Origin of the sequence: Longirhabdus pacifica (assembly GCF_004115085.1) — a bacterium.
Taxonomy (GTDB): Bacteria; Bacillota; Bacilli; order Paenibacillales; family DSM-105158; genus Longirhabdus; species Longirhabdus pacifica.
On the sequence record NZ_QXJP01000035.1, the window covers coordinates 1 to 24,635 of the forward strand.

General features: G+C 38.6%; 15 protein-coding genes. 12 read left to right on the forward strand and 3 right to left on the reverse strand.

Annotation, left to right across the window (positions count from 1 at the left end):
- Positions 1-179 precede the first annotated feature (179 nt).
- The 7 genes from ftsE to D1Z92_RS16630 all read left to right on the forward strand — a co-directional run bounded on the left by ftsE (position 180) and on the right by D1Z92_RS16630 (position 8,951).
- Positions 180-866 (forward strand): cell division ATP-binding protein FtsE, encoded by a 687-nt coding sequence (ftsE, locus tag D1Z92_RS16600; RefSeq protein ID WP_128896804.1) that lies wholly within the window; start codon positions 180-182, stop codon positions 864-866.
- Positions 856-1,767 (forward strand): permease-like cell division protein FtsX, encoded by a 912-nt coding sequence (gene ftsX / locus D1Z92_RS16605; RefSeq protein WP_128896805.1) that lies wholly within the window; start codon positions 856-858, stop codon positions 1,765-1,767. Before ftsE ends, ftsX begins: the two co-directional genes overlap by 11 nt.
- Positions 1,768-1,852: 85 nt before the next feature.
- A complete protein-coding gene (locus D1Z92_RS16610; protein WP_128896806.1) occupies positions 1,853-3,040 on the forward strand; it encodes a murein hydrolase activator EnvC family protein in 1,188 nt (395 codons plus the stop codon).
- A gap of 369 nt (positions 3,041-3,409) precedes the next feature.
- Entirely contained in the window at positions 3,410-4,915 is a 1,506-nt protein-coding gene (locus D1Z92_RS16615; protein ID WP_164931685.1) for a S41 family peptidase, read from the forward strand.
- A gap of 38 nt (positions 4,916-4,953) precedes the next feature.
- Complete coding sequence (locus tag D1Z92_RS16620; RefSeq protein ID WP_128896808.1) at positions 4,954-6,249, forward strand: PDZ domain-containing protein; 1,296 nt, start codon at positions 4,954-4,956, stop codon at positions 6,247-6,249.
- A gap of 201 nt (positions 6,250-6,450) precedes the next feature.
- A complete protein-coding gene (locus D1Z92_RS16625; RefSeq protein WP_370741316.1) occupies positions 6,451-6,795 on the forward strand; it encodes an ArsR/SmtB family transcription factor in 345 nt (114 codons plus the stop codon).
- A gap of 14 nt (positions 6,796-6,809) precedes the next feature.
- Complete coding sequence (locus tag D1Z92_RS16630) at positions 6,810-8,951, forward strand: heavy metal translocating P-type ATPase (protein WP_128896809.1); 2,142 nt, start codon at positions 6,810-6,812, stop codon at positions 8,949-8,951.
- Between the two features lie 40 nt (positions 8,952-8,991).
- Here the strand turns inward: D1Z92_RS16630 and D1Z92_RS16635 are convergent, their stop codons facing one another.
- Entirely contained in the window at positions 8,992-9,708 is a 717-nt protein-coding gene (locus D1Z92_RS16635) for a flagellar motor protein MotB (protein WP_128896810.1), read from the reverse strand.
- Between the two features lies 1 nt (position 9,709).
- Positions 9,710-10,486 carry a flagellar motor protein gene (locus tag D1Z92_RS16640; protein WP_128896811.1) on the reverse strand — a complete coding sequence of 259 codons (777 nt, stop codon included), beginning with the start codon at positions 10,484-10,486 and terminating at the stop codon, positions 9,710-9,712.
- A 144-nt stretch (positions 10,487-10,630) separates the two neighbouring features.
- On the opposite strand from D1Z92_RS16640, the gene uvrB reads away from it, so the two are divergent.
- Both uvrB and uvrA read left to right on the forward strand, forming a co-directional pair.
- Positions 10,631-12,622: an excinuclease ABC subunit UvrB gene (gene uvrB, locus D1Z92_RS16645; protein ID WP_128896812.1), complete on the forward strand. Its 1,992-nt coding sequence runs from the start codon at positions 10,631-10,633 to the stop codon at positions 12,620-12,622.
- A gap of 151 nt (positions 12,623-12,773) precedes the next feature.
- Positions 12,774-15,620 (forward strand): excinuclease ABC subunit UvrA, encoded by a 2,847-nt coding sequence (gene uvrA / locus D1Z92_RS16650; protein WP_128896813.1) that lies wholly within the window; start codon positions 12,774-12,776, stop codon positions 15,618-15,620.
- A gap of 171 nt (positions 15,621-15,791) precedes the next feature.
- On the opposite strand, the gene D1Z92_RS16655 is transcribed toward uvrA, so the two are convergent.
- Positions 15,792-17,414 carry a nitrite/sulfite reductase gene (locus D1Z92_RS16655; protein ID WP_128896814.1) on the reverse strand — a complete coding sequence of 541 codons (1,623 nt, stop codon included), beginning with the start codon at positions 17,412-17,414 and terminating at the stop codon, positions 15,792-15,794.
- 621 nt (positions 17,415-18,035) lie between these two features.
- Between D1Z92_RS16655 and D1Z92_RS16660 the strand changes: the two genes are divergently transcribed.
- The 3 genes from D1Z92_RS16660 to D1Z92_RS16670 all read left to right on the forward strand — a co-directional run.
- The gene (locus D1Z92_RS16660; RefSeq protein ID WP_128896815.1) at positions 18,036-18,251 is read left to right on the forward strand and encodes a DUF2759 family protein; all 216 of its coding nucleotides are present in this window, start codon (positions 18,036-18,038) and stop codon (positions 18,249-18,251) included.
- Positions 18,252-18,649: 398 nt separating this feature from the next.
- Entirely contained in the window at positions 18,650-20,095 is a 1,446-nt protein-coding gene (locus D1Z92_RS16665; RefSeq protein WP_128896816.1) for a Kelch repeat-containing protein, read from the forward strand.
- A 33-nt stretch (positions 20,096-20,128) separates the two neighbouring features.
- Positions 20,129-24,635: RHS repeat domain-containing protein (locus D1Z92_RS16670; RefSeq protein WP_164931686.1), on the forward strand; the 4,507-nt coding region annotated here is incomplete at its 3' end.

Sequence of the window (24,635 nt, forward strand, 5' to 3'; positions counted from 1 at the left end):
CTTGGTAAATATAGATAGCTAACAAAAGTATCTACTTCCCAAGAAGCATCCACTTCAAACGACCCGTAAGGGTGTTAAGTGGCGTGTAGTTCACAAATGAATACTAGTGACAGTAGGGTTTATGCATATAGGACACCTACATAGATAACATACTTATACTATTTCAGGAGTGAGACAGATTGATAGAGATGCAAGATGTATGGAAGTCATACACTAATGGCGTTCATGCTTTAAGAGGCGTAGATGTTAAAATTGATCAAAATGAATTTGTCTATTTGGTAGGCCCGTCAGGTGCAGGTAAGTCCACATTTATGAAAATGATTTACCGTGAAGTCAAACCGACAAAAGGTGAAATATTCGTTAATGGCTTCAACTTGGGTAAATTAAAAAATAAAAAAATACCATACGTTCGAAGAAATATTGGTGTCGTCTTTCAAGATTTCCGATTATTGCCGAAAATATCTATATACGAAAATGTATCTTTTGCTATGGAAGCGATTGAGGCACCGAAGAAATTAGTCAGAAAAAGAACGATGGAAGTTTTGACGATGGTAGGGTTAAAAGATAAAGTAAAATCTTTGCCAAATCAATTATCCGGGGGAGAGCAGCAGCGGGCATCGATTGCTAGAGCAATCGTCAACAACCCTTCTGTTATCATTGCGGATGAGCCTACCGGAAACTTAGATCCAGATACTTCATTGGATATATTAAAACTATTAGAAGAAATCAACTTTAGAGGGACAACCATTGTCATGGCTACACACAACAAAGATATCGTAAACAATTATCGTAAGCGAGTCATCGCTATCGAGAAAGGCCAGATTGTGCGTGACGAATACAGGGGGGAATATGGCTATGAAAATTAGTACCCTTGGTCGTCATGTTCGCGAAGGTATTAAGAGTGTTTTCCGTAATGGATGGATGTCTTTTGCTTCCATTAGTGTTATCGCGATTTCATTGTTTATTTTAGGTGCATTTGTTATTTTAACGTTGAATGTGAATCACTTATCCAAAACGGTAGAAGAACAAGTAGAAATTAGCGTGTATTTAGATGTGGTGGAAAGTGAAGAACAGATCAATGTGATACAAACAGAGATCGCAACGATCCCAGAAGTGAGTTCCATTACGTTTGTTCCAAAAGATGAAGGTTTGGAAACGTTAAGTGAAGGTATGGGTGAGCTAGATTTAACGGAGTATTTTGGAGAAAGCAATCCGCTGCCTGATAAGTTCACATTAAAAGCAAACAAACCTGAAAATGTAGATATCGTAGTATCCAAAGTAGAAGCAATCAATGATAAGTTCGAGATGATGCCGATCGAACAAGTAGACTACGGTAAAAAAACAGTGGAGCAATTACTTGCATTTACTTCAGGTATTCGAACCGTAAGTATTGCCATTGTAGCAGGACTTGCCTTTACAGCGATGTTTTTCATTTCAAACACCATCAAACTTACGATTATTAGTCGTAATAGAGAAATTTCTATAATGAAATTGGTTGGAGCAACGAACGGCTTCATCCGCTGGCCTTTTTTTATTGAAGGATTCATGCTGGGGTTAATAGGTTCGATTATACCTACAGGCGTTTTGTTGTATGGATACTGGAAATTGATAGACTTTGAGGAGAGCACTGTTTTCGGTGTAACCCAGTGGGAGTATCTTCCACTCAATCAATTAACATTCCAGCTTATCTTCTTACTATGTAGCATCGGTATTATTATCGGTGTTTGGGGATCGATTATTTCTATGCGAAAATTTTTAAGAGTGTAAGAGTGTGTATGTCATAGTTTCATATAGGCTTAAAAGTATAGATCCATCATGGTTCACGATCAATGATGAAGTAGGAGGGATTGTATTGAAGAGGCGCTGGGGAAGCGTAATATTAGTTGTTTTGATGTTGACTGTTGTTGTTCAAAATCCAGCATTCAGTGAAAAAACATATCAGGACATTATTAATGAAATTAAAGAGCTAGAACAGCAGCAAGAGGGAATAGAAGAAAGTAAACAACAAGCGGACGAAAGAATAGAACAATTAAAGCTCGAAATAGCGCAAACGAGAGAAAAATTACAGCAACTGGACGGGGAAATCTCACAGAAAGAGAAGCAGTTGGATGAATTACTAGCTAGTATTACTAACACGGAAGCTGAACTTGCTCAAACGGAAAAGGAGAGACAAGAAGCAGAAGAACGCATTCGCATACGTGATGAGAAATTAAAATCACGTTTACGCATGACCTATATGAATGGCAACGTCTCTTATATCGATGTCCTGTTTTCATCTTCTAGTTTTAATGATTTTTTGGATCGAGTGAACAATATGAAGTTGATCGTGGAACAAGATAAAGAAACGTTAGAGCAAAACAGGAAAGATGAAGCGTTGATTGTCTTAAAAAAACTTGATATTGAAGTGCTTCTTGCAAAATTAGAAGCGGACAAGTCTTCGGTGCAAGCCATCAAAGCGGATTTAGAAAATACAAGGACAGAGCAACAATCCGTGCTAGCAGAACAAAGGCAGGAAGAAGAATTTCATGAGCATATATCCGAAGAACAAGAGCAAGCGTTGCTAGCGCTCGCGGATGAGACAGATAAGCTGTACGAAGAAAAACGAAAAATCGAAGCAGAGAGGCAAAAAAATAATGAATACATAGCAGGTTCGGGTATATTAGGAATTCCACTTCCTGCTGGACAGTATGTGATTACGAGTGAATTTGGACCTCGAAACTTTAGGGGTAGCGAAATGCATAGAGGACTCGATTTTGGAGCTAGTGCAGGCACCCCAATTTATGCGGCAGATAATGGTACGGTCGTTGTAGCAGGTTGGTACAGTTCCTATGGAAATTGTGTTATCGTTTCTCACGGTAATGGTCTGAAGACGTTATACGCGCATATGAGTTCGATATCGGTTAGTGTAGGAGACAATGTAGAAAAAGGGAATACGCTTGGTGGCGTAGGGACTACAGGAGATTCAACAGGGAATCACTTGCATTTCGAAGTGATAGAGAACAACGTGAAAGTGAATCCGCGAAACTATATTTCTCCATAAGTATGAACACGCATTTTGCCCATGAATATGGGCATTTTTGCGATATAAGGGTTGTTTTTTTATAGATAAGTTGCATGAACTTGTTCAATCAACTTATTACCGCTATGTATAAGATGAAGAAATTACAATATGACAACCTTTACGTCTGGCAACTGAGGCGTAAACTTGCAACTCATTATTTCTTCAACTTATATATTACATAAGAAAAAAAGGTAGAGCTTCATCTATGGAGCTTTTGAGAGAACAATTTCTTGAACTTATATATCAATGTCAAACAAATCAAGGTTGTATGTCATGCAACTATGGTATAATCAACCAATAAGTAAAAGAGATAAAATCATATTTTTTTTAAAAGCGAGGTGTGTATCTATGCTTTCAAGAGCACGTATATTAACTGTGCTGTCCTTACTGCTAGCACTTGGAATTGGTTCATTTCTGCCGGTGTTGTTGCCTAGTATAGGAGAAGCGTGGGAAGTAGTGCTGCATGGAGATGAAAATGAAAGCGAACCAACAGAAATAATAGAGACACAACCTGCATTTTCGCCAACGGATGTACTCATGCAACAATCTGGTGTAACAGAAGATGAATTAATAAAATTACTACAAGCTTACAAAATAGTGCAAACGACATCGCTAAATCCTTTAGATAGCCAGCAGGTAATTGATGGTGCATTGCAGGGTATGATTGATGCGCTTGATGATCCGTTTAGTCAATATATTGATCCGGAACAAGTGGAAGTATTTGAGTCAAGGTTACAGTCTAGTTTTACAGGTATTGGTGCGAAGGTGATCATGATGGATGGTCAACTTGTCATTGAAGAACCGATAAAAGGAGCTCCTGCGGAAAAAGTAGGCATTAAACCGAAAGACATTGTACTCTCCGTGAATGGTATTTCATTAGAAGGTATGACGACATCGGAAGCTGTGACGTACATTAAAGGTCCTAAAGGAACACAGGCTAAATTAGAAATTTTAAGAGAAGGATTTGCGGAACCATTAGAAATTATTGTTATTCGTGACGATGTGAAATTGGATACTGTTTTTTCAAAAATAGTAGAAGACAACATTGGATATATCGACATATTTGAATTTGCTTCTCCTACTGCAAAAATGTTTCAAGAGCATCTGTCTGAATTAGAGACACAAGGGATTAAAGGACTCGTTATTGATGTGCGTAATAATCCGGGAGGAATGCTGTCTAGTGTCATTGAAATATTAGACCCTTTGCTTCCTAAAGGTAGCATTATTGTACAGGAGGAATATGCAGAAGGCGATACAAAAGTAACTAGATCTATGTTGGAAGGGAAGAACTATCCGATTGCCGTTTTAGTGAATGAGCAAAGTGCCAGCGCTTCAGAAATTTTAGCATCTGCATTGAAAGAGGCAGGGAATCATGCCGTTGTTGGTGTGCAAACGTACGGTAAAGGTACGGTGCAAAACGTTTTTAATTTAGGCAGAGACGGTAGCAAAATACGCATTACTGCAGCGAAATGGCTGACGACGAACGGTAATCATATTCACGGTGTTGGCGTTGCACCAACGATAGAAGTGATGTTACCAGACTATCATCATTTTATCCCTTTTAAAAAAGATGACACATTGCAACTTGAAATGTACGGTGAACAAGTACAAAATTTACAACTCATTTTAAGAGGATTAGGCTACAGTATCGATAAGGATCTGTATTTTGACCAACAAACGAAAGAAGCGTTGGTGCAGTTTCAACTTCAGCATGGATTAGCTCCAACTGGGGAAGCAGATAACGAAACGAAATTAAAACTATTAGAACAAATTCAACTCCAAATAAGAAAAGACAATGATCCACAAGATCCTCAATTACAAGAGGCAGTGAAGTATATTAGGGAGCAGTTATGAACTCATATGCAAAGTAAAAATATAAAAGGAGATGTATCATGTCTCACATCGATGTTATCGGACAACAAATATTAGAAGCCGTTTTTATGTTATTTCTTTCTCCTTTTTATTATGTATCACTACTACTTATTATGTTGCAATTTCGAAGGCAGCTTTTTTTAGAAAGAAAATTGTTTCGCAATCGTCTTTCTTCTGTGACGAAACAAAGTCTTACCGTCATTTTATGGGGAACCCTTTTAGGAATCGGTATTTCCAGTGTATTTGTTTTGTTAGGTGTATATATCACAACTGAACTCATGATGACAGTTTGGATTACAACAATCGCAGCAATGTTGTTTCGTTTTCGCTTTATATGCATCGCCTACGTAGCTGGTTTCATTGGCATACTACAGGTGATCTGGAAGTGGATACCTCAAGCTTCACAAATAGAATGGCTGCAATTTATACACGACATTCATTTTCCATCTTTGTTAATCATGGTGGGAGTTCTGCACATCATGGAAAGCTTACTGCTTCGCTTCCGCTCACTGCGCATGGAATTACCTGCAGTAGTAACGGGGAAAAGAGGCAAACTTATTGGGGCTTATCAATTACAAGCATTTTGGCCATTGCCTTTGTTTATGTTTGTTCCAAGTGAAGGTGGAATCCAAGGACTATCGTTGGATTGGACAACCTTCTTTTCATCTGGAAGTGGCCAAGAAGGATGGATGTTGACGGCATTTCCTATTCTGTTAGGTTACTCCACATGGTCATTGACACAATTACCTCAGCAAAAAGCGAAACAATCTTCCACATGGTTGTTGCTGTATGCTTTCATGGTTTGTGGTGTAGCGGTACTCATTACCTTTGTTCCTGTGCTCACGATACTGGGTGCGTTGTTATGTATCGTTGGTCATGAATGTATCGTTTGGGCTAATAAAAAGAAAGAAGAGAACGGGGTTCCTTTTTTTACAAACGGAAAGCAAGGTTTGAGAGTGTTGGCGGTTATACCTGACAGTCCAGCAGCGCAACTTGGCATTGCAGCAGGTGAAACGGTATATAAAGTAAACGGGTACATGATCGAAACGAGTGAACAACTGCACAAAGCGTTAAGAATGAATGCTGCTTTTTGTAAGCTAGAAATCAAGGATCATCATGGGGAGAGTAAATTTTTACAGCGAGCGGTATTTGATGGGGAGCATCATCAGCTAGGCATGATACTTTGTCCAGATGATAACGTGAACTATGTGATGCAAATGAAACAACACGCTATATGGAGTTACATTCAGATGCGTCTTTCCGGCTGGAAACAACGTCATATTCATGAAGATGATACAAAACAGAAAACCATGTAATGCGTGCAAGTGTAAAGTGACTGCATATCAATGTGAAGATAATAATTAGTAAAGTTCTATATATGCCTGCTGGATAATCGCTTCTATAACGGAGCGATTTTTTTGCATTTTTTTCAAGTAACATATTGTGATATGTATTTAATATGTTAATATATAAATATGAACATATAATCATATATTACAACATGCTGGAGGTTTGTAATGATGGAAGAAGAAAAAAAGCATGCATCCCTAGGGGATAGTAAAGATGAATACGATGAACTAGATGAAGAGACATTATTTATAGTATCGCAAACGTTTAAAGCTTTATCGGAACCGACAAGAATAAGAATATTACATTTGATATCGGATAAAGAATTTTCCGTGAATGATATCGCTGAACATCTCGGTTTATTGCAATCGACCGTTTCGCATCAACTACGCTTTTTGAAAAATTTGCGTCTCGTAAAATATAGACGAGAAGGTACAACGATGTACTACTCCATGGATGATAACCATGTGTTAGATATATTAAACCAAACTATTAATCACGCTAGACACCACTAAATGAGGTGAAGACAATGAAAGAATATCGAATACAAGGTTTGTCTTGTGCCAACTGTGCGAAAGAATTGGAGCAGGAAATTCATAAGTTAGAACAGGGTCATACAGCAAAAATTTTGTACAACTCAGGAAAGTTGAAAATAGATCAAGCTGTTGATCTGCAAGCGGTAAAGAAAATATTAGCATCAGATGGCGCGGCATTAGTGCAAGAAGCTTCTGCTGTCACTGGTTCTACTCATCTTACAGAAGAGACGGGCAGTGATCATACACACGAACATGGAAGTGAAGGAGGTAAGTGGAAACTGCTGCTTTCCCTATCCACCGTTATCTTTCTTACTTTAATCATATTTGAATCACAGCTTTCATCCTATGTGGCTATTCCTGGCTATATTCTAGCTACTGCAATAAGTGGATATGCAACGTTTGTCAAAGGACTTAAAAATTTAATTCGTCTTAAATTTAATATTAATACGCTGATGACGATTGCTTTAGTCGGTGCTTTTAGCATCGGGGAATGGAAGGAAGGCACGTTAGTTGCTATTTTATTCGGTCTCAATGAATATTTAGAAGGACTTGGCATGGAAAAAGCACGTCGTTCCATGGCCGCGTTGTTGGATGTAGCACCGAAACAAGCGACAGTACTCATAGGCAATCAAGAGCAAGTGGTGCCTGTAGAGCAGCTGCAAGTAGCGGATGTCGTACTCGTACGTGCAGGAGAAAAAATACCTTCCGATGGCATCGTCTTATCTGGAACTAGTTCGGTTAATGAAGCCGCTATTACAGGGGAGTCGATGCCGGTAGATAAAGTGGAAGGAGAGTCCGTCTTCGGTGGCAGCATCAACAATGAAGGAGTGCTCCGCGTCACCATCACGAAAGCATATGAAGAATCATCCTTATCAAAAATATTGCATTTGGTTGAAGAAGCACAGGAAACAAAGACCCCAACGGAACAATTTATTAACCGTTTTGCGCAATATTACACCCCTCTTATCATGGTGATTTCCGCTATTGTCATGCTTTTTCCTCCTTTATTTTTTGGAGGTGACTGGGGAACATGGCTATATCAAGGGTTAGCGGTGTTGATCGTAGGGTGTCCATGTGCTTTGATTTTATCTTCCCCTATCGCTATCGTTTCTGGTATTACTGTCAACGCTCGCAATGGTATTCTTATCAAGGGCGGTGTCTTCCTCGAGCAATTAGGCAAGATCGATACGATTGCTTTTGACAAAACAGGTACGTTGACCAAAGGGGAGCCACATGTGCAACAATGGCAAGTGTATGACGCAGCATTGTTTAGTGTGGCAGCAGCGATTGAATCTACGTCTTCACACCCTATTGCCAAAGCGGTGATGAATGAAGTGCAAAAGCATGATGTGAATCACTTAGAAGCCACACAATTAAAAACTATTGCTGGTCAAGGCGTAACAGCTATCATTCATGAACAACGCTATTTTGTTGGCAACGAAGCTCTCATGACTTCGTTAAACATACCGTCTAACATACAACAGGTTATGGATCACTACAAAGCGCAAGGATGGACCCTTGTCATTGTAGCAGATGAACAACACATACTAGGACTATTTGGTATTGCAGATGAAACTAGAGAAGAGAGTAAACAAGTGATTTCCAACCTGCATCATGTTGGCATAAAACAGACCGTCATGCTTACGGGAGACCATCAGATGACAGCAGAGAAAGTCGCACAACAAGTCGGTGTGAGTGCCGTATATGCAGGACTATTACCTGAACAAAAAGTAGAAAAAATGAAAGAGCTAGCGAAAAAAGGCAAGGTGGCTATGATTGGCGATGGTATTAACGATGCCCCGGCTTTAGCTACCGCAGATTTAGGGATCGCAATGGGAAAAGGAACAGATAGTGCAATAGAAACAGCGGATATTGTATTAATGCAAGATCATTTAGGTAAATTACCAGCGGCAGTATCCATATCTCGCAATGTCAATCGCATTATTAAATTCAATATCGTTTTCTCCCTTGCATTAAAAGCATTCGCATTGTTGTTGACGATACCAGGCGTACTCACGTTATGGATTGCGATTTTAGCTGATATGGGAGCTACGATCTTTGTCACGCTCGTTAGCTTGACCGTTTTAATAGAGAGCAAAAAGGAAAAAGAAGTGCAGTTGCAACGTGCTGATTAACATAAACGAAAGAGGCAGCTTGTGATAGCTGCCTCTTTTTCTATGGTTGATTAACTTGTTCTACACTTCGTAAAATAACGATTTCAACTCTTCTATTTTTCTGGCGACCTTCTTCTGTATCATTTGAATCAACAGGCCTAGTGTCGGCATATCCGGTGACGACAAATCGATTAGGGTCTAAATACGCTGTATCAGTAAAGTAACGAAGTACAGATAATGATCGAGCAGCAGATAAACCCCAGTTATCCTGATAAACGGAACCAGTAGATACTGCTAAATTATCGGTATGACCCTCAATACTGATGTTTCCGTCTAATGTAGGAAACAATTCTGCCAATGTACCTAAGATAGGTACTGCTTCTTTCTTCAAATCGGCTCTTCCTAAATCAAATAAAAATTTATCCTTTAGCGTGATACGAATACCAATCGGTTCGTCCGTAACGGTAATAGATGCTTGTAAATCGTTTTCCGTTATGTATGCTTCTAGTTGCTGTTTGACTTCTTCCATTTGTTTTTCTTGGCGGGAAAGACCGTCGATAAGGCCACTACCGTCTTCCAATAGTTGATTGCTTCCATCATTAAATTGAGACTGTAACGCTTGTGAAATCTCGGCATATTTCTGCGAATCAATTTGACTGATAGCATACAAAAAGACAAAGAAAATGAGTAGTAGCGTAATCAGATCCGCATATGTGATTAACCAGCGATCTCTACTTTCTGTTGGTTGTGAATCTCGACTTCTCGCTCTTCTCCTCATACTATCTTACGTCCTTTCCCAGTACAGGCGCTTGCTTCTCGTCAACAAATGACATTAACTTCTTTCTAATTAATTGTGGATTTTCACCAGCTTGGATGGACAAAACCCCTTCCAACATGAGCTCAAAACTTATAATTTGTTCTCTTGTACGCATTCTAATTTTATTTGCAATCGGAATGAAAATAATGTTGGCGCTCATAACACCATACAATGTTGCGGAAAAGGCAACGGCGATGGCTGGAGCTAGGTTAGTTGGATCATCCACATTACCCAACACATGAATCAATCCCATTACAGTACCGATGATACCCATCGTAGGAGCGAATCCACCAGCGGCTTCAAAAATCTTCGCATATTCCTCTTGCTTTTGCTGCATGGAGTCAATTTCAAGTTCTAAAATTTGTCTTGTTAGCTCCGGATCTGTTCCATCTACTACCATCAGCATACCTTCACGCAAAAAGTGTGTCTCGTGTTTTTGCACGTACTCTTCTAGCGACAATACGCCTTCGCGTCTTGCTGTTGCCGCCATGTTGACCATTTCTTCAATTTCTTCATTGTTGTCTATCTTTTTTTCGAAAAATGCTAATTTTAAAGCTGTAGGTATTTTTTTAAGCTTTTGTGCAGAAAAACTAATAACAACAGCACCTATAGTTCCACCTAAAACGATGAGTAAGGCGCTGGGCACAAAAAGTGCACCTAAACTACCGTCATCCCACATATATCCTACAATGAGTGAGAATAATCCAATAATAATACCTAGAATAGTCATAAAATCCATACATGATCACCTCAAGTTAGTTTGCATCGTTGAGTAAAAAAAGTTATAATGTAGCAATGAGAACAAGTATTCTTATAGTGTAGATATGCGCTTATAACAATATATCGGAAGTGCAGTTTCAAAAGTTAATAGGAGGTGTGAAACTTGGAGGAAATTGTCATTCGACAACAGCCATTTCAACTAAGTTCACCATTTTCACCACAAGGTGATCAGCCCAAAGCGATTGAAAAGTTAGTGCAAGAAGTGAATAAAGGTAACAAATATACGACATTACTAGGTGCAACAGGTACGGGAAAAACGTTTACCGTCGCACAGACAATACAAAAAGTAAGCAAGCCAACGCTTGTGATTGCACATAATAAAACGCTAGCAGCGCAGTTGTATAGTGAGTTCAAAACTTTTTTTCCTCATAACGCCGTAGAATATTTCGTCAGTTATTACGACTACTATCAACCGGAAGCGTATGTCCCTTCCTCTGATACGTACATAGAAAAAGACGCAAGCATTAATGACGAAATTGACCAACTACGACATTCGGCAACCAGCTCATTACTAGAGCGAAGTGATGTCATTGTCGTAGCGAGTGTGTCATGTATTTACGGGCTAGGTGCACCTTCTGAATATGGAAACTTAGTGTTGCCACTTCGCACAGGGATGGAGCAATCCCGTGATGATGTTTTACATCGCTTAGTGGACATTCAGTATCAACGAAACGACATGAATTTTGTGCGGGGAACGTTTCGTGTACGAGGAGATGTAGTAGAGATTTTCCCAGCATCTCGTAGTGAACATGCGATGCGGGTAGAGTTTTTTGGAGATGAGATCGAACGAATTACAGAAATAGATGTTCTCACTGGAGAAATACTAGGAGAACGTGATTATGTTGCTATCTTCCCAGCCTCTCACTTTGTCACAAAAGAAGAGACGAGAATAAAGGCACTCAAAAATATTGAAGCGGAACTGGAAGAGCGCTTAGCAGAATTAAGAGCTGACAACAAATTGCTGGAAGCGCAGCGATTGGAACAACGCACTCGTTATGACATCGAAATGATTGCAGAAATGGGATTTTGCTCTGGTATTGAAAATTACTCTGGTCCGATGGCATTTCGTGAAAGGGGTTCGACTCCGTATACGTTGTTTGATTACTTCCCAGATGACTTCCTCCTTGTTATTGATGAATCTCATGTGACGATACCGCAAATTCGAGCGATGTACAACGGAGACCAAGCACGTAAAACCGTATTAGTAGATCACGGTTTTCGCTTGCCATCTGCAAAAGACAATCGACCGCTTATGTTCGACGAATTTGATAAAAAAGTGAATCAGCTGATCTATATCTCTGCTACACCAGGTCCACATGAAATGGAACAATGTCCTGAGATGGTCGAGCAAATTATTCGTCCAACAGGATTGCTCGATCCGTTAATTGAAGTGCGAAAAACAGAAGGACAAATTGATGACCTTATCGATGAAATTCGTGCTTGTATTTTAAAGAAAGAGCGTGTACTCGTCACGACACTGACGAAGAAGATGGCAGAAGATTTGACGGACTATTTAAAAGAAGTAGGCATTAAAGTACGCTATTTGCACTCCGACATTAAAACATTACAACGGATGGAATTGTTGCGAGAATTACGGCTAGGTGTATTTGATGTTTTGATCGGTATTAACTTGCTGCGAGAGGGATTAGACTTACCGGAAGTCTCACTGGTCGCGATTCTCGATGCAGATAAAGAAGGTTTCCTACGGTCAGAAAGATCCTTAATTCAAACGATAGGTAGAGCAGCACGAAATGTTCACGGTCGTGTCATTATGTATGGTGATGTACACACAGAATCGATGAATAAAGCGATAAATGAAACACAACGTCGTCGCTCGTTGCAAATAGATTTCAATGAGAAGCATGGTATTACACCACAGACCATTCAGAAAAAAGTGCACGGCTCTATCGAGACGATGAAAGTAGCAGAATCTGAAGCAGATTATAAGACAGACAATAAAAAGCTGTCTAAAAAAGAGAGAGCACGTGTCATGGAGCAATTGGAAAAAGAAATGAAAGAAGCTGCGAAAGCATTGCAATTTGAGCGAGCTGCTGAGCTGCGTGATGCTTTATTGGAACTAAAAGCAGAATCATAACGGCTTCATATTGAGGATTGAGGATAGTTAAAATGCAATGTAGCGAAAACAATGAAACATGATAAAAACATAAAACAGGTTATACACCATGGTAAGCATGTAGCACATATTTAGATGTAGATATTTATCGGAATAGTCAGGAGTGAATGTAGTGGGAAAAGGGAATATCGTGATTCAAGGTGCTCGCGCACATAATTTGAAAAATATTAATGTCTCCATACCTCGAGATCAGTTTGTGGTCCTAACGGGTCTTAGTGGTTCAGGAAAATCATCTCTGGCCTTCGATACGATCTATGCAGAAGGACAACGTAGATATGTCGAATCTCTTTCTGCTTATGCACGACAATTTTTAGGGCAGATGGATAAACCGGATGTGGACGCCATCGATGGCTTGTCCCCTGCGATATCGATTGATCAGAAAACAACGAGCCGCAACCCACGTTCTACCGTCGGAACGGTGACTGAAGTGTATGATTATTTGCGTTTGCTTTATGCTCGTGTTGGGAAACCACATTGCCCGAAACATGGACTGGAAATCACCTCGCAAACGGTGGAACAAATGGTCGACCGTCTTTTAGAGCTAGAAGAGAAAACAAAAATACAATTATTAGCGCCTCTCGTTTCTGGTCGTAAAGGAGAGCACATTAAATTATTGCAAGATATTCAAAAGCAAGGATTCGTCCGTGTGCGTGTGGATGGTGAAATTAGAGAAGCTTCTGATGATATCAAATTAGAAAAAAACAAAAAGCATTCCATCGAAGTCGTCGTTGATCGACTTGTAATTAAAGAAGGAATAGCCACTCGTTTAGCAGATTCCATCGAAACAGCACTGAAAATATCGGATGGTAAGCTTATTGTGGATGTCATTGGTGCTGAAGAATTAGTATTCAGTTCTAACTTCGCTTGTCCAGAGTGTGGATTTAGTATAGATGAATTAGCGCCCCGTATGTTTTCATTCAACAGCCCATTCGGAGCATGTTCCGCATGTGATGGGTTAGGAATGAAAATGGTGGTCGACCCTGAATTACTCATACCAGATCGTGGGCGTTCTATTGAAGAAGGAGCTTTTGAAGCTTGGGCTAGCAGTTCTTCTAATTACTACCCACAATTTTTAAAAGCCGTGTGCGAACATTACCATATTGAAACGAATGTCCCTGTTCAAGAGCTCAGTGAAGAGCAAATGAATATTTTACTACATGGAACAAATGGAGAGAAAATTCGCTTTCGCTTTGAAAGTGAAGGAGGATTGAATAGAGAAGCCGTAGTTCCGTTTGAAGGCATCATCGGCAACTTAGAAAGAAGATATAGGGAAACGGCATCGAGCGGTATTCGAGACTACATTCTAAATTATATGAGCACGAACCCATGTAAAGCATGTAAAGGTCATCGTTTAAGACCAGAGAGTTTGGCGGTAAAAGTAGCTTCACAAAGCATTGCCTATGTGACAGAATTGTCGGTCAAAGACGCTCGAGATTTTTTCCAGAACATATACTTAAGTGAAAAAGACACACAAATCGCTCATATGATCTTGAAAGAGATTAATGATCGACTCGGTTTCTTAGTGAACGTTGGCCTCGATTATTTAACGTTAAGCCGTTCAGCAGGAACGCTTTCTGGTGGGGAAGCACAGCGCATTCGTTTAGCGACACAGATTGGTTCGAGTTTAATGGGCGTGTTGTATATATTGGATGAACCAAGCATTGGATTGCATCAGCGAGATAATGATCGCTTGATTGAGACGTTAAAACATATGCGTGACTTAGGTAATACGTTAATTGTAGTCGAACATGACGAAGATACGATGATGGCAGCAGATTATATTATCGATATCGGTCCCGGTGCTGGTATACACGGTGGAGATGTCGTGTCCCAAGGCACGCCGGCAGAAGTGATGGAAGATAAACAGTCGCTTACTGGACAATATTTATCAGGTAGAAAGTTCATTCCTATTCCTGAAGTGAGACGGGAACCGGATGATCGGTGGATAGAAGTCAAAGGGGCGACGGAAAACAACTTGAAAAATGTGAGTGTAAAAATTCCACTAGGATTATTCACTTGCGTAACCGGTGTATCTGGTTCTGGTAAAAGTACGTTAGTCAACGAAATTTTATATAAGTCGGTCGCACGAGAATTGAATCGAGCGAAAGCACGTCCAGGGAAACATAAAGAAATCCTTGGGTTAGATCATATCGACAAAGTCATTGATATTGATCAGTCTCCTATCGGTCGTACACCTCGTTCTAACCCAGCGACGTATACCGGTGTATTTGATGACATTCGCGACGTATTCGCTACCATACCAGAAGCAAAAGTAAGAGGGTATAAAAAGGGTCGCTTTAGCTTTAACGTCAAAGGCGGACGATGTGAAGCGTGTAAAGGGGATGGCATCATTAAAATTGAGATGCACTTCTTACCTGACGTGTACGTTCCGTGTGAAATATGTAAAGGGAAACGATACAACCGCGAAACGTTGGAAGTACAATATAAAGGGAAAACGATCTCCAATGTGCTAGAAATGACCGTGGAAGATGGATGCGAGTTCTTTAAAAATATTCCTAAAATTAAGCGGAAGCTGCAAACGTTACTCGATGTAGGTTTAGGTTATATTACACTTGGACAACCAGCTACGACACTTTCTGGTGGTGAGGCTCAACGTGTGAAGTTGGCTTCCGAATTATATCGACGTAGCACTGGTCGTACGTTGTATATATTAGATGAACCGACAACAGGGTTACACATCGATGATATTGATCGCTTGTTAAAAGTATTGCATCGTCTTGTGGAAGCAGGGGAGAGCGTACTCGTGATCGAACATAACTTAGATGTCATTAAGACAGCAGATTACGTCATTGACCTCGGACCTGAAGGGGGAAGTGGAGGCGGTACGATACTAGTGTCTGGACAACCTGAAAAAATAGCTAGTACGAAAGCTTCTTATACAGGAAAATATTTAGCTCCATTGCTACAAAGAGATAAAGATCGACAATTACAAACATAAGGGTAACCATCATTGCACACACAAATTTAAATATAAGCTTAAAACAACTGAAAAACATCATTGCATACAAAGTAAAAACATCACAAAAATGACCTCAACGTCTTCGTTAAGGTCATTTTTATATCGTTTTTTATGGTATAACTGTATAACTTTTTTACATCATTTTATCCATTATGATACTTGCAATTGTAACGCTTCATCTAGCTTTTGCTGAAAAGCAGGTACGCCTACACGTTGTACATATTGATGGAAAGATTCGTGTTCGTCTATACGGTTGTCTTTGTAATACGTGATCAAATGTCCAAGCACTGGACCCACACTATCACCAGGGACTCTACCTTTTAATTTATCATTGAACTTTGCACCTGGACCTAAAATACCACCAACGGCAACATCGAATGCATCCACGATGCCATCTGCTGTTTTGATAAGAGACCCTTGCAAGCCAATATCTGCAATATATTTATGTCCACATGAATTAGGGCAGCCAACAAAATGAATGCGTACTGGCGTTTCTAACTTTATATTCTCATCTAAATAATTAGCGACATCTACGGCTCTTTTTTTCGTTTCCACGATCGCTAAATTGCAAAATTCGTTACCTGTGCAAGAGACCGTTCTGCTCATAAATCTATTGGGGTTAGGAGTGAGACGCTGTAACACTTTGTACTCTAATACTTTCTCGACATCCTCATCTTTAAAACCAGATAATACAATATTTTGAGACATCGTAGTCCGTATAATGCCATCACCAAATTGATCAGATAAATCACATAGCTGTATAAATTCCTCTGTGTTCGTACGACCGACAGGGACACTTAAGCCGATAAAGTTTAATCCAGGTTGCGTCTGTGGATGAACACCGTCAAAATAAGCAGCGTTCCACTCTTTCGTCATATCTTCTCCTCGCACTGGCATATCGCCAATGTGGTCCAATAATACCTCTTTAAACTTATCTACGCCCCAGTCATGAACAAGAAACTTTAATCTTGCTTGATGACGTTTTTTACGATAACCGAAATCACGGAAAACCGTTGTCACCCCAACAGAAACTTTCAACACTTCTTCAGGTCGAACGAAAATATCTAATTGCTGTGCTAAAAATGGCTTTGCAGATAACCCTCCACCTACCCATACGTGGAAGCCTTTTACTTCTTCTCCGTCAATCTGCTTCACAGCAGGCGTGAAAGACAAGTCGTTAATTTCTGCTAAAGCAGAATTGTATATGTTAGCGGAAATCGATATTTTATATTTTCTCGGTAAGTTGGAAAAGTCACGATTTAATAGAAAGAAATCGTTAACCTCTTCTACTATAGGTGTAGCATCTAACAATTCATACTTATCGATGCCAGCCAGTGGGTTACCTACAATCGTACGCGGGCAATCTCCACATGCCTCGTAGGAGTATAACCCTACTTCGTCTAGTCGTTTGAAAATATCCGGCAAGTCCTCCACTTGCAGCCAGTGAAACTGTATCGCCTGCCTTGTCGTAACATCAATGAGATCACGACCGTAATCACGTGCAATAAGTGCTAATGCTCTCGCTTGTTTTGTCGTCATTTTTCCTGCGTTAATGCGTACGCGCATCATGAAGTATCCGTCTTTTGGCTTTTGTTCATATACTCCTGCCCATTTGAATCGGTTTAACTCTTCTTCTGGAATAGATGCATAACCTTTTTTTGAATACTCATCAATAATGGTACGAATGATGTCCAACCCGTCTTTTTCTAGCTTTAACAACTCTACTTTATTCAATTGCGAATGATCTTCCGCCCACTTTTTTTCATATGCCATGTCACCGTCTCCTCCTTTATGTCCCCATGATTGTTTTTTTTTTAGATGTTATGATTTGTAGTTGTAATATGCAAATACGAAAGTATGTTAGATGAAGAAATAATGAGATACAAGTTCACGCCTCAATAGCAAAGTGAAAGTGTAATGGTTGATGTAGAGATTTCTTCATCTTATGCATAGTGGTAATAAGTTCGAACAAGTTCATTCAACTTATATCGTAGTAAAAATAAACTTGCATGTATGAATTATATTGGTAAACTTTGCAGAAATTTTAATTCCGATAAAAATAGTATGAAATAATATTAACTAACATATTATCACAAAAATACGGTCTCGTAAATGCTATTTAAACAGTAAATACGGGCTAGACAAGCAGTAAAGGTATAACAATTTCTTATAAGTAACTTACAAGGGAATGTAGTGTGAATATTGAAGGGAAATACTGACAACGAGCTGAAAACGAGGTATACTGATATATAGCACAAAAGCAGAAAAGGAAGCAAAAAGCGTATAAAGGTGACAATGTTGTTACACTTTTCCTTAACAACTTGCATCTTTGTTACAACAACGGTAACATATTATACAGCAAATTCTTTGATTCGTTTAAAAGGGGGCATCTCCATGTTATTTTTAGCAGCGGAAGCGGAAGCAGCCGGTGGATTTGATCCATGGGATATTTTCATGATTTTATTTACGATTGTTATTGCTATTGGGTTTGTACGTTTAATTGCAGCTAAACAAAAGAACTTATTTGCTATTGGTTTTGCTGGAGTTTCACTAGCAGTTTTCTTGTTCTTAGATGTTTTAATGGTAAGAAATTGGTTTGGATTACTATAAATCATAGCTGAAAACAGTATGATTCAGTTCATGAGTACGTAGTAAGTTTAAGTTATTGAATGCATTTTTAGAATTGAATAACGTAAGAACATAACCGGTAGCAGAGGCTGTCGGTTTTTTGTTGTTTATGTGGGGTATCTATTTTTGAAATGTAATAAATTTTTCTTAATTACTAAACAAACATTCACTTAATATAAAATAAACAACACACCAACTACTTAATTAAAAATTATAAGAATTATTTACCACTAATAAAAAAACTAATATATTCCATTAATAGTATATATAGTTTTTATTAGATTTAAATATTAATGTATAATTTTTTTGGCTATCAATGTTAAAGATAAATTAATTTAACTTATATAGCTAATATACATAAAAATAGGGTGAGGATTAAATTGAAAAATTGGAACTCAAAAAAGAAAACATTTTTAGCGGCTTTAATGATATCTACAGCAGCTGTACCAATAGCGATAAGCGCTTCTGATATCACATCATCAGAGGTAGAACCTAACGATGGTTTTACAAATGCAATACAAATGTTAGAGCAAGTAAAACAGGAAGGTTTCATCAGTAGTGGTAGTGATAAAGACTATTATGTTTTTACTGCTTCTAAAGATGGACTAACGACAGTAACATTACAAGTCCCAGAAAATAAAGATTATAACTTAACTATTTACGATGCTCAACAAAATGCTATAGTCTCTGGTTTGTTAGGCACAGGAAAACCAGAAAACATTTATTTTCATTCGGTCAAAGATCAGCAGTATTATGTTGAAGTTATTAGTGTAAATGGAGATGCCTCTGCAACTGAGATGTATACTTTAACAGCAGAACCATTTGTAACGACTTTTGACACTTCCTATGTGTATGACAATAATGGAAATTTAGTGAGCAGTAAGACTTCCGTCACAGGTTACATTAAAGCAGATGACCAAGACACTGAAACCGGGCCTGTTGATCCGATCGATCCTATTGAACCAGAAGAGCCTACTAAAGTTGCATCCATGCAAACAGAAAGAAGAGCCCAAGGATTGGTAGAGTTAAACGGTAAAATATATGCTATTGGTGGTAAAAATGATAGTGGAAACTTAGATTCTGTAGAAGTGTATGATAAAGCAACTAATAAATGGACAAGTGCACAAAGTATTCCTAGTCCAAGAAGTAATGTAGCTACTGCTGAATACAACGGTAAAATATATGCTATTGGGGGGACGGATGATATTGGTCGAACTGGTATTGTAGAAGAATACGATCCTATCACAAATACCTGGACACAGAGACAAGAAATGCCTACAGCAAGATCACTTTCTGATGCAGTAACACTTAATGGTAAAATTTATGTAATGGGTGGAAGGACAGATTCTGGATACAGTGATGTAGTAGAAGTGTACGATCCAGTGCAAAATTCATGGACTACAGTTGCAAGTTTAAATACCGCACGTTCTGGTCTTAGCACTGTTATTATGAACGGACAAATATATGCTATTGGCGGTAGGTTAGATAATAACTACTTATCAACGGTAGAAGTGTATGATGTAGAGTCTAATGTATGGATTAGTAAAGCAAACATGCCAACGGAACGAATTAACTTAGGTGCAGCAGAATTGCATGGTAAAATTTATGCAATTGGAGGATCTAATAGTACAGGATATGAAGATGTAGTAGAAGAATATGATCCTATCCTTAACACTTGGTTAAGTAAAACAGCGATGCCAACCGAGAGGTCTGTTTTAGAGGTCGTAGAATTAGATGGTGAAATCTATGCTATTGGTGGTAGAAATGATAACGGTAATCTATCGATTGTAGAAGCATACACAGCAGAAACAGATACATGGAGATAATGAATAGACACCGAAGAGGAGTAAACATATAAGATGAAAAAATGGAATAATTATATTGCCAAGCTAATGCTCGTTGTGATGTTGTTCACTATATTTCCTGTTCCATTGTTGGCAGAAATAGATACTACTAATAATGGAAGTGAAAATGAACAGCTTCAAAAGATTTTGGATCGTTTTGATGTTAATGAAGCCTTTGTTAAAGATCAACAACAGGAAGGGTATAATCTGAAGGATATTTATGTAGCTTTACTATATGCAAAAATTAAGAGAATGAGTTATGAAGATGCAGTGCAGCTTTTATTTCCGAAAGAAGTAAATTTATCTCAAACGGTAACAGGACAGGTATACAATGAATTACCCGATCCTATTTTACGTAACCTTAATGTCATTGAAACAAGTCTAGCAACAGTGACTGGTGATGTATATGAGCCAACAAGTGTTATTAATGACGTATATCAATCAACAAGTGTAATAGAAGAAGTTTATGCAACACCAAGTTCATTACGCTTAATGATACAGGCAAGTGACATTGAGGGTCCGCCAGAACTTGAAGAAGAACCAGTATTCGATGTTTCATCTATTAATGAAGCACCATACTCTATTGGAATTAACAATGAATCTATTTCAAGTTTATCTGGAAGTGTATCATTACAATCAACGGATATGACACTACCTGGTCGAAATGGATTAGGATTTTCTCTATTGAGAAAATATGATTCAAATGCATCTCAGTTTCATGAAATGGACTATGGGTATACAACTAATTCTTTTTCAAATTATGATTACTACGTCCAGTTTGAAGCAGATAAAAAAAGTTTTGAAACAAGATATAGAGTTAAATATAAAATGTATGATGATGTGGATGAAGATGACAATTGTGATGGAACGCATAATCATATTGGTTTTCCTGGTCCGACAAAAGAGTATACGTATGGAACTTATAATACATTGACTCAAGCAAATGTAGCAGCAGACAATATTTCTTTTTATACTCCTGGAGATTCAATGAGTGTAACAGATTCCAGAACAAGGAGTAGTAACAGTTTTTCCTCCTCTATCTCTTATAATAGTGGTGAATATTCTGGAACATTAACGAAAAGTGGTTCGTCTTATGTTACGTCTGGCTCTTATACCCCAGCATCTTCAAAGACAGCAACTTCTTCCTGTACAAATACACAACCAGGGAAATATAATTCTAGTGGAATTTGGGTAAGAACAGGAAGCGATACTAATTCTTGTCCAAGTTCAAAAAGTTATAACAGTGGAGGATATAGCGGTACATTATCTAGAACGTCCACTACGACAAATAAAACTTGTCCTACGAATGGTAATCCAGGGTGGATTTGTACACAAAGTTTCACTGCTAACTATTCTGGAACGGTGACGAAACCAGCTTCAGACACACGAGTATGGAAGCAAAATTATTCTGGAACAGTAAGTACCCCTGGGTCATACAGTAGTACTAGATATTATGAATCATGGTCTCCATGTGAGGATAATTATCGATGGAGATATGTGTATACGATGTCAGGAAGTCCTTGGATTGAAACTATTCAGGTGCCTGTTTCTTCTTCCGAGGAGACAATGCAGACTATGCTATTTAAATCTTATTCTGATGCAAAAAATGCAAAAAAAGAAATAGAAAGTCGTGCAGGTTCATTAGTGGAAACTGGAGATAATGAATACAAGTATTATATTTCTAACACTCCAAATGCAACGATTAAGTCGGTCGAAGTATCTAGAACAAACTATAGAACGTATTACAATACGACTTCTACACCACTAGAAGAAGAGTTGTACCCTATAGGTAAAGGTTGGAGCTGGAGCTTACCTTATGTGGAATTGAAAAATGGAAAGAGATATGTTCATCTAGCAAGCGGCGGTAGCTATGAAGTGGACGGAGAAACATTAAAAGGAACAGAATGGAAAGGGTTAACGTTTACCGAAGATAATTCTGTAAATGTAAATGATCAAAACTCTTCTTATGTTCTAACTACAGAAGATGGGCAAATAAAGCAATATTTTACTAGTGATGGACGAGTGATTCAAATTGAAGATGCATATCAAAATACGGTTCAATTTATGTACACGCAAAATGATGCTTATAACCGAATTTTATTGACTCAAATACAAGATGCAATTGGCAATAAGATAAATATAGAGTATACGAAAGAGCAAGTGACCATTACGAATGGAGACGATACGGTTACGTATTCTAAGCGTACGGAAGAAGGAGAAGAACTTCTTGACTATGTTGTTGATGCTGAAGGAAGAAAAACAACATATGACTATACGATTAAAACAGCAGATTTTAACTTATTTGCTTCGAAACCTGAACGAGCAATTGCAAACCCATATGCATTGATTTCAAAAATATATCATCCAACAGGAGCAATTACGGAATACACGTATGAGACAACACCAGTTAAACGTTATATTGGTGAAGATGCAGTGAATGGAGCATATCGTTTATTTTCACGAGAAGATAAAATCATCTATCAAGATGACGTAACAGAGACTTATCAACGTCAAATGATGAGTTATAACGGGGATGATTTCGGTAGTTCGTATGATAAAGACATGACGTTCAGCACAACAATAGACAATGGTTTAACCGAAACGACGTTGCAATACAAGAAGGACTATATCGATGCTGATACCGATACGCAGTACTATGAACAGTCTGTTGTTCAAAAAGTAGACGAATTGGAAAAAACGACTGAGTACGATTATACAAAACAAGTAGCAGGTCGAAACTATCCCGTCTCTGTACCGACTACAGTGACAACAAGCAATAATCAAACAGCAGATACTTTAACGCTCAGCACAGAATACGATGACTACGGAAATGTACTTTCAGAGACAAATACACAAGGAGTACAAACGACATATACGTATGACGAAAATCATTTACTAGCAACCGTAACGCAACCAGTAGATGAGAATAAAGCTACGTACACAGCCTATTCACGAAATGAGCAAGGAAGCGTAACACAAGTGGTGGTGAAAGACAATGATGGTGAAATACTGCGCCAAATAGATTACAGCAATTATGATGCATATGGAAATGTTGGTACCGTAACTAGTTTGAATGACGGACAGTCTACTGTTTCTACGTTCGATTACGGAAGCGAATACCAATTTGCTTTCCCTACGAAACAATCCGTTAGTGTAACAGATATCGATGGTAATGTATCTACAGTAACGTCACAAGTGGAATATGATTCATTGACTGGGCAAGGAATAGCATGGATCGATGGTAAAGGTAACAGAACTTCCTATGTATATGATAATTTAGGCAGAACAACAAAAGTGACTAACCCAGATGGTACACAGGTAAGTGCAGAATACGATGATATTAACAATACGATCATCACAACTAACGAAGTCGGCCTGAAAAGTAAAGCGACGTGGAATGCATTAGGATGGAAAATAGAAGACGCGAGACTGGAGAGTACAGGATATAAAACGATAGCAAAATACGGTTATGACAGTTTTGGAAGAGTTATTTGGAGTGAAGATGCATTAGGCAACCGTTCTACGCAAGCTTATGATAAGTGGGGGCGTCCAACGGTAACAACAGCAGCTGATGGTTCCACTGCTAGCACTTCATATAATGATGCTCTTCGAACGGTAACGGCAACCGATGCCGAAGGTAACACATTTGTAGAGACATATGATAAATATGGACTGACAGAAAGAATGGAAGAAGTAACGGACAGTGGAAATCTTATTGTTACGAGCTATACGTATCACCCTATTACGAATCAAGTCATTCAACAAACTGATGCAAATGGTAACAACACTTCATTTACGTATGATTCCTTAGGTCAACTAACATCAGTGACCAATGAGAAAAACGAAGTGACAAGTTATAGCTACGATATGGGTGGTCATCTTACTCAGATTCAATATCCTGATGGGAATACAACACAGAAAAAGTACGATGAGCTAGGTCGATTAATGGAGCAGAAAGATCCTAAAGGACAAGTAGAGAAGTTTTACTATGACGAAAATAGTAATATAGCAAAGCAAGTCGATCGTAATGGAAATGCCTTTACTTACACTTACAATCAGCGCAATGCATTAGAGCGACGAGTAAGTCAAGATGAAACAATAAAATATACGTATGATAATATGGGTCGAAGGCTCACGATGCATGATGCTACAGGTACGACAAGTTATCAATATGATGAGTACACGGGGCAACTCCTTGAGATGACGTATCCAGATGGTTTGACATTATCTTATACGTATGATGACAATGGAAATCGTACAACGATGACTGGTCCATTTGGTGGAGAGACAACGTATACGTATGACAATATGAATCGATTAAAAACGGTTGGTAGTCGTGCACAAGTCGATGCCACTTATTCATACTACACCAACGGTATGTTACAACAAACGACATTGAATAGTGCATCACCAATGACTACAGATTATACGTATGAGGGCTTACAATTAGATACGTTGGATCATGTAAGTAATGGAAACACAGAGAATAGTTATGACTACAACTATGACGGAAACAAAAATA